Origin of the sequence: Bacillus sp. NPDC094106 (genome assembly GCF_044764345.1) — a bacterium.
Classification (GTDB): domain Bacteria; phylum Bacillota; class Bacilli; order Bacillales; family Bacillaceae_G; genus Bacillus_A.
On record NZ_JBIWHY010000004.1, the window covers coordinates 77,314 to 90,512 of the forward strand.

The 13,199-nt window shown below is 37.5% G+C and carries 14 protein-coding genes and 1 pseudogene; 4 read left to right on the forward strand and 11 right to left on the reverse strand.

The window, feature by feature from the left end; genetic code table 11:
• Positions 1-100: 100 nt before the first annotated feature.
• Genes argF through argC form a run of 5 tightly spaced genes read right to left on the reverse strand, consistent with a single transcriptional unit; the run spans position 101 to position 5,275 of the window.
• Positions 101-1,051, reverse strand: coding sequence for an ornithine carbamoyltransferase (argF, locus tag ACIQ7L_RS07100; protein ID WP_400567795.1), 951 nt, complete (start codon positions 1,049-1,051; stop codon positions 101-103).
• A 12-nt stretch (positions 1,052-1,063) separates the two neighbouring features.
• Positions 1,064-2,224: an acetylornithine transaminase gene (locus ACIQ7L_RS07105; protein ID WP_400567797.1), complete on the reverse strand. Its 1,161-nt coding sequence runs from the start codon at positions 2,222-2,224 to the stop codon at positions 1,064-1,066.
• A complete protein-coding gene (argB, locus tag ACIQ7L_RS07110) occupies positions 2,221-2,988 on the reverse strand; it encodes an acetylglutamate kinase (protein ID WP_400567799.1) in 768 nt (255 codons plus the stop codon). The genes ACIQ7L_RS07105 and argB overlap by 4 nt, the downstream gene beginning before the upstream one ends.
• 12 nt (positions 2,989-3,000) lie before the next feature.
• Positions 3,001-4,224, reverse strand: coding sequence for a bifunctional glutamate N-acetyltransferase/amino-acid acetyltransferase ArgJ (gene argJ, locus ACIQ7L_RS07115; protein ID WP_400567801.1), 1,224 nt, complete (start codon positions 4,222-4,224; stop codon positions 3,001-3,003).
• A gap of 13 nt (positions 4,225-4,237) precedes the next feature.
• The gene (gene argC, locus ACIQ7L_RS07120) at positions 4,238-5,275 is read right to left on the reverse strand and encodes an N-acetyl-gamma-glutamyl-phosphate reductase (RefSeq protein ID WP_400567803.1); all 1,038 of its coding nucleotides are present in this window, start codon (positions 5,273-5,275) and stop codon (positions 4,238-4,240) included.
• Between the two features lie 226 nt (positions 5,276-5,501).
• Between argC and ACIQ7L_RS07125 the strand changes: the two genes are divergently transcribed.
• Positions 5,502-5,687, forward strand: a complete 186-nt coding sequence (locus tag ACIQ7L_RS07125) for a YqzH family protein (RefSeq protein ID WP_097896788.1) — start codon at positions 5,502-5,504, stop codon at positions 5,685-5,687.
• Between the two features lie 29 nt (positions 5,688-5,716).
• Here the strand turns inward: ACIQ7L_RS07125 and ACIQ7L_RS07130 are convergent, their stop codons facing one another.
• The gene (locus tag ACIQ7L_RS07130; RefSeq protein ID WP_400567804.1) at positions 5,717-6,511 is read right to left on the reverse strand and encodes an SDR family NAD(P)-dependent oxidoreductase; all 795 of its coding nucleotides are present in this window, start codon (positions 6,509-6,511) and stop codon (positions 5,717-5,719) included.
• Positions 6,512-6,520: 9 nt separating this feature from the next.
• Complete coding sequence (locus tag ACIQ7L_RS07135) at positions 6,521-7,474, reverse strand: MBL fold metallo-hydrolase (protein WP_400567805.1); 954 nt, start codon at positions 7,472-7,474, stop codon at positions 6,521-6,523.
• A gap of 168 nt (positions 7,475-7,642) precedes the next feature.
• On the opposite strand from ACIQ7L_RS07135, the gene proI reads away from it, so the two are divergent.
• Positions 7,643-8,482 carry a pyrroline-5-carboxylate reductase ProI gene (proI, locus tag ACIQ7L_RS07140; RefSeq protein WP_400567807.1) on the forward strand — a complete coding sequence of 280 codons (840 nt, stop codon included), beginning with the start codon at positions 7,643-7,645 and terminating at the stop codon, positions 8,480-8,482.
• Between the two features lie 56 nt (positions 8,483-8,538).
• Here the strand turns inward: proI and sdaAA are convergent, their stop codons facing one another.
• The 4 genes and pseudogenes from sdaAA to rnz form a co-directional block, all read right to left on the reverse strand.
• Positions 8,539-9,417, reverse strand: a complete 879-nt coding sequence (sdaAA, locus tag ACIQ7L_RS07145) for an L-serine ammonia-lyase, iron-sulfur-dependent, subunit alpha (protein ID WP_400567809.1) — start codon at positions 9,415-9,417, stop codon at positions 8,539-8,541.
• Between the two features lie 18 nt (positions 9,418-9,435).
• Positions 9,436-10,095, reverse strand: a complete 660-nt coding sequence (sdaAB, locus tag ACIQ7L_RS07150) for an L-serine ammonia-lyase, iron-sulfur-dependent subunit beta (RefSeq protein ID WP_400567811.1) — start codon at positions 10,093-10,095, stop codon at positions 9,436-9,438.
• Between the two features lie 149 nt (positions 10,096-10,244).
• Positions 10,245-10,621 (reverse strand): annotated as a pseudogene (locus ACIQ7L_RS07155) (PTS sugar transporter subunit IIC); the annotation flags it as partial.
• Positions 10,622-10,997: 376 nt separating this feature from the next.
• Positions 10,998-11,921, reverse strand: a complete 924-nt coding sequence (gene rnz / locus ACIQ7L_RS07160) for a ribonuclease Z (protein ID WP_400567812.1) — start codon at positions 11,919-11,921, stop codon at positions 10,998-11,000.
• A gap of 189 nt (positions 11,922-12,110) precedes the next feature.
• Here rnz and ACIQ7L_RS07165 point away from each other — a divergent pair, with 189 nt between their 5' ends.
• Together ACIQ7L_RS07165 and ACIQ7L_RS07170 are read left to right on the forward strand one after the other, a co-directional pair.
• Positions 12,111-12,362 carry a DUF3932 family protein gene (locus ACIQ7L_RS07165; RefSeq protein WP_400567814.1) on the forward strand — a complete coding sequence of 84 codons (252 nt, stop codon included), beginning with the start codon at positions 12,111-12,113 and terminating at the stop codon, positions 12,360-12,362.
• A gap of 255 nt (positions 12,363-12,617) precedes the next feature.
• Positions 12,618-13,142, forward strand: a complete 525-nt coding sequence (locus ACIQ7L_RS07170; RefSeq protein ID WP_400567815.1) for a YhcN/YlaJ family sporulation lipoprotein — start codon at positions 12,618-12,620, stop codon at positions 13,140-13,142.
• Positions 13,143-13,199 lie beyond the last annotated feature (57 nt).

The following is a 13,199-nucleotide window of genomic DNA, read 5'->3' on the forward strand; positions in this document are numbered from 1 at the left end:
ACTAGAAAACAAACTTATTCATCTTTTCCTTATTATAAAGGATATAAAGATGATTCACCAAGTATACATCAGACATTTCATCACAAAAAAACCTCCCCCATTAGGAAGGTTTTTTGATATTTTGGAACAAACTTACTAATAACGCTTTTTGAGCATGTAATCGATTGTGAGCCTGCTCAAAAACAACAGAATGAGAGCCATCTATAATTTCACCCGTCACTTCTTCTTCACGGTGGGCAGGTAAACAATGCAAGAAACGATACGTTGTCTTAGCATGCTGAACGAGCTTCTCGTTTACTTGAAACGGTTGAAATAATGTGTACTTCTCTTCTGCTCCTTCTTGGCCCATACTCATCCAAACATCAGTATAAATAAAGTCTGCCTCTTTCACTGCCAGCTCAGGATCATGCAAAATTTCAATCTTTGCACCCGTCTCATTTGCAATTTCTAACGCATTTTTTATAATTTGCTCATTCGGTTCATAGCCTGGTGGAGTCGCCACTGTCATATTCATACCGACTTTTGCACTCGCTAGCAATAAAGAATGACATACATTATTTCCATCCCCTATATACGCGAGTTTAACCCCTTTAAATGTATGAACTTCTTCATAAATTGTCATCAAATCTGCTAATGCCTGACATGGATGATGATCATCTGTTAGTCCATTGATAACAGGAATACTCGCTTCTTTCGCAAGCTCTTCTACATCCGCATGCGAGAATGTACGTATCATAATTCCATCAATATAATGAGATAATACTTTTGCTGTATCTGAAACACTTTCTCCTCTTCCAAGTTGCATTTCTTTTCCATTTAAGAACATTCCATGCCCACCCAGTTGTACCATCCCCGCTTCAAAAGAAACACGTGTACGAGTTGAATGTTTATCAAAAATTAATCCTAATATTTTCCCTTCTAACAGCGGTTCATGCTTACCCTTTTTTAAATATATCGCAAATTCAATCAATGAAAGAATTTCTTCCTGCGTCAGTTCTTCTAATGTTAAAAGATCTTTCGTTTGTAATTTTGGCACTTGTACAGTTGACATAAAATTCCCTCCTTATACACTCGATAATTTTTTTGTACAAATCACTTTTTTTATCATACATACTGCTTGCTCTAGTTCTTCATTCGTTACAATAAGCGGTGGTAAAAGCCGCACAACATTTGGCCCTGCTTGTAATACAAGAAGTCCCTCTTTTTCTAACTGTTCTATAAAAGGTGTAACATCACCCTTACAAGAGATTCCTATCATAAGTCCTCTCCCGCGAATATCATGAACCCATTCAACATCCAATAATTCTTGTTTTAATTTTCGGAGTACATACTCTCCCTTTCCTTTTACTTCTTGTAAAAATGAAGACTGTTTTATCATTTGTAACACTTCTTTTGCCGCAGTCATCGCAATGTAATTTCCACCAAATGTTGAACCATGTGTCCCCGCTGTAAAAGAAGGGAGAAGCTTTTTCTTACCAATCATCGCTCCAACTGGAATACCATTTCCAAGCGCTTTTGCCACTGTCACGATATCTGGAGATATTCCGGTCTGTTCATAAGCAAACAATGTTCCCGTCCTCCCTATTCCTGTTTGCACCTCATCGATTACGTAAAGAGCACCATACTCTTTACATAGCTGCTCAATTTCTTGTAAAAAGGAAAGATCAGCTGGTAATACTCCGCCTTCTCCTTGGATGATTTCCACCATAACTGCAGCAACCTCTTCACTCATTGCCTCTCTGAGTGCTTCTATGTCATTAAAAGGAATATGTAAAAAGGATGGAAGAAGTGGTCCAAATCCTTTTTTCACTTTCTCTTGTCCTGTTGCGCTCATCGTACCAAATGTTCTACCGTGGAAGGATTGCTGAAATGTTAAAACAAGAGACTTTCCAGTATACTTACGTGCAAGCTTCAAAGCCGCCTCATTCGCTTCAGCTCCACTATTACAGAAGAACACATAATCTAATTCACTCCCCTCTGTTAGGAGTGCTGCTACCTCTTCTTGAATTGGATGAGGAAAGAGATTTGATATATGCCACATTTCCCCTAATTGCTTTGCTACTTTTTCTGCAAGTACAGGATGACAATGCCCTAAATTGCATACTGCAATGCCAGAAGTAAAATCTAAATATTGCTTACCGCTACTATCTATAACTTTTGTTCCACTTCCCTTTACAATCTCGATTCCTCGTCTTCCGTATGTCGGAAAAATATGACTTTTCATACAATGCTCACTCCTTTTGTTACCGTGGTTCCAATCGACTCTCCCATTACTCCAGCAAAATTCTTTGTACCATTCACAATGCTGGCATTCGGCACCCCCATCCTTAATGATGTGAGTGCCGCTTGTACTTTCGGAATCATTCCACCTGTAATCACACCTGTTTCTATCAAATGAAGGATCTCCATTTCATTCGTTTTCGTTAACAACTCTTCTTCACACATTACCCCATCTACATCTGTTATAAAGATGAGTTCTTTTGCTCCAAGTGCAGCTGCAATTCCAGCTGCAGCAGTATCTGCATTTATGTTATAAACATGTTCCCCCTGTATCCCAATCGGAGCGATAACCGGAATATAATTCAAATCTAACAATCCTTTTAGTAATGACGTTTCTACACGACTAACTTCTCCAACGTATCCAATATCCGCATTAAGTGGCTGAACTTGAAGTAAATTCCCGTCACACCCAGAAATTCCAATTGCATGTAAGCCATGATTATGAAAATTCATCACTAATTTCTTATTTGTACTCCCGCATAAAACCATCTGAACAACATCCATAACTTCTTTTGGCGTTACACGTAGTCCATGTTTCTTTTCTATCGGAATATGAAACTCCTTTAACTTTTCATCAATATCTGGGCCGCCGCCATGAACGACAACAACTTGGTAGTTTTTCTTCAGTTGCTCTATGCATGTAAAAAACACACTGTCTAAACGCTCTAACATACTTCCGCCACATTTTACTACGATATACTCACTCATCTCTTTCGCTCCTTATGTACGATAACAGGCATTTATCTTTACATAGTCATAACTTAAGTCACAACCCCAAGCAGTTCCTTTCTCGTCCCCAAGATGCACATTCACATCAATTATAATTTCAGGCTGCTTTAACTTTTGCTTCATTTCCTCTGCAGAAAACGTTTTTGGCTCACTGCTTTGTAACACAACGATAGATTGAACAGCAATATCAACAGCATGGGGCGTAACTGCCACTTCACTTTGACCAATCGCACTAATAATGCGGCCCCAGTTTGGATCTTCACCATACATTGCTGTTTTCACAAGACTTGAACCAATAATTTGCTTAGCAATCTTATTTCCCTCTTCAATAGTTCGAGCGCCGTACACGTTTACTTCTACTAATTTCGTAGCGCCTTCACCATCTTTTGCAATTTGTTTTGCTAAATCTTCACATACCTTTTGCAAAGCGATGATAAACTTTTCCCATTCTGCATGATTTGCGTTAATAGCAGTCGTTTCTGATAATCCACTTGCCATCACAACGACCATATCATTTGTAGACGTATCTCCATCCACTGTAATTTGGTTGAATGTATGATTCGTAACCTGTGATAATGCTCTTTGCAATGCTTCTTGCTCTATATTTACGTCAGTTGTAATAAAACTAAGCATCGTTGCCATGTTAGGATGAATCATTCCAGATCCTTTGGCAGCTCCTGCGATGGTCACTTCTTTTCCTTCAATCACTAGCTGATAGCATGATTGTTTTGTCATAAGATCCGTTGTTAATATCGCTTCATAAAAAGAGTCTGCTTTCTTTTTTTCTTTTGTTGGTACAAGAGATGGAATTCCAGCACGAATCACCTCCATCGGCAAAGGTACTCCAATGACACCCGTTGAAGCAACCGCTATATGATGCTCTTTTATAGAAAATTGTTTTGCTGCTAACGCTCGTATTTCATACGCATCCTGTAATCCTTTCGTTCCTGTACAAGCATTTGCATTTCCACTATTTACGACTATTGCTTGTAACTTCCCTTCCACTGCGATACTTTCTTTTGTCACTTGCACTGGCGCAGCTTGAAATTGATTTGTTGTATACACAGCCCCGCAGTTAGCTGGAACTTCACAAACAATCGCTCCCATATCTTTTTTTCCTTTTTTCAATCCTACCTCAGTCCCAATTGCCGTAAAACCTTTCGGCGATACAATTGATCCGCTCTCTACTTTTATAATAAAATCTGTTTTAATCACTCTTCTCTCCCCCTTATGGATACAGCGGTATATACTCTAATCCGGTTGTTTCTTCTAATCTTGCTAATAGATTTGCATTTTGGATTGCTTGCCCTGCTGCTCCCTTCATCATATTGTCAATAACAGCAATCACTATAATTCTTCTCGTTCGTTCATCATAAGATGTTCCAATATCACAATAATTTGAGCCCCTTACTTCTTTTGGACTTGGAAATTCCCCTTTAGAACGAACCCGAACAAAAGGAGAGTCTTCATATTCTTTTTCATATAAATGCTGAAGCTGTGTCACCGGAACATTTCGCTTTACTTTCGCATAGAGAGTAACCATAATTCCTCTCGATACTGGTATTAAATGTGTACTGAATGTAATTGGTTTTGTCCGTTCATTCCACTCAGTTAACATTTGTTCAATCTCTGGAATATGCTGATGTTCATTTACTTTATAAATATGAAAATTATCATATAGCTCTGGAAAATGAGTCATTGTTGTTGGTGTTTTCCCCGCTCCTGATACACCAGATTTCGCATCAATAATCAACGAATCTTCCTCAATCATTCCATTTCGCATTAATGGTGCTGCCGCTAGCAATGCTGCTGTGGCAAAACAACCCGGATTAGCAATCAATTGAGCATTTTGAATCGCCGCTCTTTTCCATTCACTTAATCCATATACTGCTTTTTGAAGAGTTTCCTCATTTGCAGCAGGCTTTTTATACCACATTTCATATGTAGCAGGATTCAACATACGAAAATCACCAGATAAATCAATCACTTTTAAACCAGCTGCTAGAAGCTGAGGCGTCAGCTCTGCCGAAACCCCTGCTGGTGTCGCTAAAAATACAATATCCGCTTCTTTCCCTATTACATCCACATCAATCTCTTGCAATGTATGAACAAGAACATTTCGCAAATGGGGATACGCATTTGTTATGTGTTCTCCTACTTGTGAAAAAGAGTGAAGGGATGTGATTGAAAAGTATGGATGTTGATGTAACAACCTAATTAATTCGATTCCTCCATACCCTGTGGCTCCAATGATCGCGACTTTCATATGTTCCTCCTTATATCGATTCTGTAAATTAAGTATGATTATAATATTGTATATTTATAAAGTCAATTAAATATTTATTAATTTTAAAAAGTTAAAAATCCTTAATTTTACTAGAAAAATAATATAATAACATGATTGTTTATACAAGAATAATGTATACTAGCATTTTCCCTATCCTTCAAGTACAATAAAAACAATACATTTATACATATGAGCGAGGAAAAACATGAATAAAAAACTAATTGAGAAGATGATGATAAAAAGTTTTAGGCAATACCAATGTACACCTGTTTCAAAAGAGGATCAGGAAGTTTTAATTCAAAGTATCCAAACAATGATTGGTTCAGACCCTGATGTTGATGTGTATGAGACAATTGAAGATATCGTTTATGAATATGTTACAGGTAAATAAAAAATAGGAGATTTCCAAATGGAAACCTCCTATTTTTTACTTAATGATTTACCTGCTATACGTTCAAATAACCCTGGACATAGCGCAAAAAGCTTCGGTCCTATACTCATCCATTTCGGCAAGTTCACTTCACGCTTTTTCGTTTCCATTGCTTTAACAATTTGCTCTGCTACATATGTCGGTTTTAACATATAACGCCCCATATTTTTTACATATGTACCCGATTGATCGGCAAGTTCAAAAAAGTTTGTATCAATTGGTCCTGGATTAATTGCTGTTACATGAATGTTTGTATTTGAGAGCTCCATACGTAAACTATTCGTAAATCCTAATACCGCATGTTTCGTTGCAGCATACGCACTAGATTTTGGCGTCGCAATCTTCCCCGCCAACGAAGCAATATTAATAATATGCCCCTTATTTCTCTCTACCATATGAGATAATACAGCCTTCGTACAAGCGACTAATCCAAATACATTGACCTGAAACATATCTTTCACTTCTGTCATAGATGCTTCCTCAAACATTTTGAAAATACCAAATCCTGCATTATTTACCAATATATCAATATGCCCTACATCTTGTAAGACTTTTGAAAAAACAGCTTCTACTTCAGCCTCTTTACTTACATCTAACACATAATAATAGCAAGGCGTATTATAAGTCGTTTTAATCGTTTGTGTTAATGTTCGTAATTTTTTCTCCGTTCGAGCCATTAATACAGGGATTGCGCCTTGTGCTGCAACTTGCATCGCAACTTGTTCTCCGATTCCACTAGAAGCACCCGTAATGACGATTACTTTTTCTTGTAAACGTCCTGTCATTGTTGTCACCTACTTTGCATAATAAATCAATTGTGGTGACGATTCATCAATCATCACTTGATGATTATATGCTAAATAGTCCAATTGTCCAACTGTTTCTGAAATCGTAAGTGGCAATTGTTCTTTATATAGTACAGGAAATAACTTTACACATACTTCAAAAGCTGTCATCGGTTTTTCCTTTAGCAACTCCAATACTTTAAATGCACGGGTTTCTTGCTTTTGTAACCTTCCCTCTATTAGCACGTTCACATTTACAATGTCTTCTCCATGACCGGATAAGACACGCGAAATATTCATTTCACTTAAACGTTTCAATGTTTGATTATATTGTAGTAAGGGCCGTGCTCGTTCCGTCTGTCCTTCATATGGTGGCTCTAATATCGGATTTGAAGAAACATGGCTAATTAAAGCATCCCCACCAATTAATAATCCGTCACGCTCTCTGTATAATGAAATATGAGTGGAAGCATGACCAGGCGTTTCAATAACTGTAAATTCCGGTAACGATTCAATTTCATCTCCCTCTCGTACAGTATGAGTTAACGATCTATTACAGGAATATTTAAGTGTTTGCGTCATAAGTAATGCTTCATCATTCAAACATGCTTCTGGAACGCCAAATTGCAATGAAGCCTCTTTAAAAAATTGTTGATAACGTTGCAAAAACTGAGGATTTTTTGTAATCCATGGCTCATTCCAAGGATGCCCAACAATATTTGTATTCTCGGAAAATATATTCAAAAGTCCACAATGATCAGCATGATGATGTGTAATTACTACTGTTTCAATATCTTCTATCTTATGTCCTAAAACCCCTAATTGACTTTCTAACGCCTTCTTAGCCTCTTCTGTATTTGTCCCTGTATCAATTAATGTTAATGTCTCCCCCTCAACTAAAAACACATTCACTGTCTCAACTGCAAATGGAACAGGAATCTCCATTCGATGAATTGTCACCATGTTTATACCCCCTGTCTCTCTTCTCCGGTTCAAAAATGAATTCCTCTTCAGTTTACAACTTCCATGAAAATTTGTCATTATTTTCAGATAAAAGGGAGGTGTTTTCTATTTAAAAACGAATGTATGTACATTTATAAGTTTTTTTACAAAAAATAAAGGAGGAACATCATGTCTATTCAAAATATTTCCTTTCTCGGTGCAGGATCTATCGCCGAAGCAATTATTGCTGGTTTATTAGATGCAAACGTCGTAAAGGGTGATCAAATTACAGTAAGCAATCGCGCAAATGAAACAAGATTACAGGAATTACATACAAAATATGGTGTCAAAGGAACTCATAACAAACAAGAATTACTTGCTCATGCAGATGTAATTTTTCTAGCAATGAAGCCAAAGGATATTGCGGAAGCAATTGTACCTCTTAAAAGTTATATAACGAGTAAGCAACTCGTTATCTCATTATTAGCAGGCGTTTCTACTCATTCTATTACGAACTTGCTTCAAAAAAATATTCCGATTATCCGGGCAATGCCAAATACATCTGCTGCTATTTTAAAGTCTGCTACCGCTATATCTCCATCCTTACATGCAACAGAACAACATATTCGCATTGCTAAATCTTTATTTGAAACAATCGGCCTCGTTTCTATAGTAGCTGAAGATGATATGCACGCTGTTACTGCACTATCTGGAAGCGGTCCTGCATACATATATTACGTCGTTGAAGCAATGGAAGAAGCTGCAAAACAAATCGGCTTAGAAGAGTCTGTAGCGAAATCACTTATTTTACAAACAATGATCGGTGCAGCTGAAATGCTTAAAGCCAATACAAAACACCCTTCTATCTTACGAAAAGAAATTACGTCTCCTGGGGGAACAACAGAGGCAGGCATCGAGGTTCTGCAAAGCTTTGATTTTCAACAAGCACTCATATCATGTATTACAGAAGCTACAAAACGATCATATGACCTTGGAAAAACATTAGAACAATTAACAAAAGAAAAATAAAAAACGGAGCTCAGAAAATGAATCTGAGCTCCGCTTTTTATCATAATATTATTTCCTTATTTGCTACTCTTTCCAAAAATCTCTTCTTGCAGGCGACGTCCTGTTGGTGTTGCCGCTAGTCCACCTTCCGCTGTTTCACGAAGAGCAACTGGCATTGTTTGCCCAATTCTAAACATAGCTTCAATAACTTCATCACATGGAATCGTACTTGTTACGCCAGCTAATGATAAATCCGCTGCAATCATCGCATTTGAAGCACCCGCAGCATTACGTTTTACACAAGGCACTTCTACAAGTCCAGCAACAGGATCACATACTAATCCTAGCATATTCTTTAAAGCAATTGCCATTGCTGTAGCTGCTTGCTCTGGCATTCCACCAGCCATTTCAACAGCAGCTGCCGCTGCCATTCCACTTGCTGAACCAACCTCAGCTTGACATCCTCCAGCTGCACCGGAAATGCAAGCATTGTTGGCAACAACCATACCAAATGCTCCTGCTGTAAATAAGAATTCAATCATTTCTTCACGTGTTGGCTGTAATTTTTCTTTAAGTGCAAACAATACACCCGGTACCGTCCCAGCTGATCCAGCTGTTGGTGTTGCACAAATGATTCCCATTGCTGCATTTACTTCATTTGTTGCAACCGCTTTGCTCACTGCGTCCAAAATAGTGTGGCCAGATAAGCCTTTTCCACTTTTCATATACTCTTGCACTTTCACAGCATCTCCGCCCGTTAAACCCGTCGGTGATTTCACACCGCGAATACCACGTTCTACTGCTTGTTCCATCACGACTAAGTTCTTTTCCATTCCGGCAAGTACTTCTTCACGAGAGATACTTCTTGTTTTCATTTCACATTGAATCATAATTTCTGCAATTTTTACATTCTGTTCTTTAGCTTGTGCCACTAGTTCCGCTGCGTTCCGAAACATGGTGTGTCCCCCCTGCAATTAATCCATAATAGTTACTTGACAAATATTTGATTGTCCTTCGATTTCTTCAATAACTTCTTCAGCCAATAATTCATCTGTTTCAATGACCATAAGTGCTTTTCTTCCTTTTTCCTTACGAGAAACACTCATTGTACTAATGTTAATTTCATGTTTGGCAAGTATAGAAGCTACAGATGCAATTGCCCCAAAGCGATCATTATTCACGATGAGAAGTGCTGGACTTGTTCCTGATAGTTGTAAATCAAATCCATTTAACTCCACCACTTCGATCTTTCCGCCACCAATTGAGCAAGCAACGACTTCGATTTCTTCCTCTCCTTTATACAAACGAATTCTCGCTGTATTCGGATGAGGAGCATTTGCTTCTTCTTCAATAAAATCCACTTCAATCCCACGCTCTTTTGCAATCTCTAGCGCACTTGGTATACGTGTATCATCTGTTTCAAAGCCTAATATTCCACCGACCAATGCTACGTCTGTACCGTGACCACGATATGTTTTCGCAAACGATCCATATAACGAAATCGTAACTCTTTCCGGTTCATGACGGAACAATTGACGAGCAACTTGCCCCATTCTTGCCGCACCTGCTGTATGTGAGCTTGACGGACCGATCATAACTGGACCGATAATATCAAATACTGAGCGATATTTCATCATAATTCCCCCTAAAATTACTTACTACTATTCTATTAAGCTACCGCATCTGTTGCTTTCCCAACCGTACCACGAATTTGCTCAGCTGTACGAATTGGATAGTTTTTGAATACAAGCGAGCCAATATATCCTGAAACAAGACCAGATACTTCTGGTACACGTTTTTCAATTTGTTTTACTAAAAACGATATAAGATAACCAGCAATAAATCCTGGTAGCAATCCAAAGTTTAACACAGAAGCCCCTACAAGCATAGCATAAACAGGTGATACTCCCATAGCTAATGCAACAAGAGTCGCACCAGCACCCCCGCCTAGGCTACCAGCTGACTTCCCAGCCTCTTTTAAAAGTCTATACCAATTAAATCTCCACCAACGTATAACTGGAACGCTTCAACTAAAAAACTTGCAACTGCTGCACTGGCTAAAGCTCCCATTGCCTTCATACCATTTGGTGCTTTAAAACTAAAGAGTGAAAAAAGACTTAATACAACTAATAATAGTACGGTTCCCTTAATAATCTCCATGTTGCCCTCTCCCTTTTAGTCAATTTCGTTGCGTTACGAAAAATGACTAAAAGGCACGCTGTAACTCACGATGAATTGTAATGTGCCCTCATTATAGCTTGTTTTTTATAAAACGCTTACTTTTGGTGAATTTTAAAATTTCTGATTTCAAATTCATTTATCTTTCTTGTATCAATAATATATAAATTTGCTTATATAACAGTTTTTCAAAACAAGCGATATTTTATATTTTCTTACTGTATGTTCAAAAACTTTAAAATCCCTGTATCATATCATAAAGTTATTAAATGATAACAGTTATATCTATATGATAGAGAAAAATTTTTTGTAAAAAATAAAACAATGGCAAACCTACGTTGCCATTGTTTGTGAAATATTACCGTTCTACTGGAAAACATTTTAAATCCATCGCTATTTCAGTATTCGTAAACAGCGATTGTGCTTCTTGTACCAATTCTTTATATGTATCTCCTTGATAACGAGAACTAATGTGAGTCAATATTAACCGTTTCACATTCGCCTGCAGCGCAATACGAGCTGCCTGTTCTGTTGTCGAATGAAAATAATCATGTGCCTGCTCTTCATCTGCTGCTGCAAATGTCGCCTCATGTACAAGTACATCTGCATCTTGCGCAAGACATTTACTCGCCTCACAGTAACGCGTATCCCCTAAAATTGTAATGATTCTTCCCTTTTGAGGTGGGCCGATAAAATCTTTTCCATTTAGAATCCTTCCATCATCTAATTCAACTACCTCACCGTCTTTTAAGCGTTTAAAAATTGGCCCTGGTTTCACTCCTGCTTCTAGCAGTTTCTCAACAAGAAGATGTCCTTGTATATCTTTCTCAACAATGCGGTATCCAAAGCACTCAATTCCATGTGACAACCTCTTCGTTTCTACATAAAATTGTTCGTCTTCAAAAACAATACCTTCCTCAGTAATTTCCACAATTTCAAGCGGATATTTCACATGTGTTGTACTCACTGATAATGCTACTTCAATAAATTGCTTAATCCCTTTTGGACCATACACCGTTAATGATGTTGTCCCACCTTGAAAAGAACGACTTCCTAATAAACCAGGTAGACCAAAAATATGATCACCGTGTAAATGCGTAATAAATATTTTTGCAATGCGACGCGGACGTACAGATGTATGTAAAATTTGATGTTGCGTTGCTTCACCGCAGTCAAATAACCACGTTTCACTTCGTTCTTCTAACAACTGCAAAGCAATTGCCGAGACATTTCTTCCTTTTGAAGGAACGCCTGCACCAGTTCCTAAAAACACAAATTCCACTTTCTTTCCTCCAGCTCTTTATAGAATCTATCTTTCATCTTACGGAATGTTATTTCAAATGGCAAATCAAATTTCCTTAACCGCCCATCTGGACAACTATATATAACGAACGTTACAAATAAAAAATTTAGTAATCGTTCGTGCCTTGTAGTAAAATGATTGTATCATAAATAAAGGGAGCATTTAACCATGAAAGAAGTATTTCGTTTACAAACTGATTTTTCATCTTCATTTGACCGCTGGGTAAGTTCCTTCGTTTCTGATCACCCAACGCAACTAAAATGGACGACTTTAAAAGAGTTAATCCATGAGCACACAGCATTGCATACAAATCAAACGTTGCCGGAATACATTTCTTCTTCTATCACATATTATGCACAACGTATTTCAACAGCAAACCATTCAGAGATTGTAATTTATGAAAACCATTCTATCTCCTAATCTATAAAATGAAACTTTAATCAGCAGGAGTCTTACTGCCCACAAATAGCAAAATAAAAATAAAAAAAGCATCGGAAACGGTGCTTTTTTGTTTTTATACAAAGATCTTGTATCCTATGACTCAGATTACTTTGCTCCACGCCATGCTTCCTGCCACACTTACTTGCTAAACATTATATCACCCTATTTTCACGATGCATAATAAATACACAACTGGTCATTTTAAAAACATAGTATCGTAAAGGAGGAATACCATTGAAAAAACTAAAGACTCTTTCAATCATTTCTTTGGCAACTATTTCATTGTTTGGATGTGCAGGAAATCAAAAAAATAAAGCATTGGATAATCGGCCAAACAATAACGTACAAAATGTTACATATGAGGAGAATAATACGAATACTCAAAGAGTAAGAACTAATCCAAGCGATGTCACGAACAACGAAACAAAACTACACATAGCAAATGAAGCGGCAGATCGAATCGTTGAACTAGAAGAAATAGACAAAGCAAATGTAATCGTCACAAATCGAAATGCCTATGTTGCAGTTGTTTTACGTGAAAACGTAAAAGGCGAAGTCACAAAACAATTAGAAAAGAAAGTTGCCGACCAAGTTAGAGCTACCGATCCAAATATTCGTCATGTGTTTGTATCTTCAAATCCTGATTTTGTAAACCGCATGAGAGACTATACGGTCAAAATTAACCAAGGCAAACCAGTAACAGGGCTATTTGAAGAATTTACCGAAACCGTTCGAAGAGTATTCCCTAATGCTCGATAATAAAGCAACACATTCCTATTTAAGTTATTAAAAAATAAAAAGTGTCATAGGTGCTAA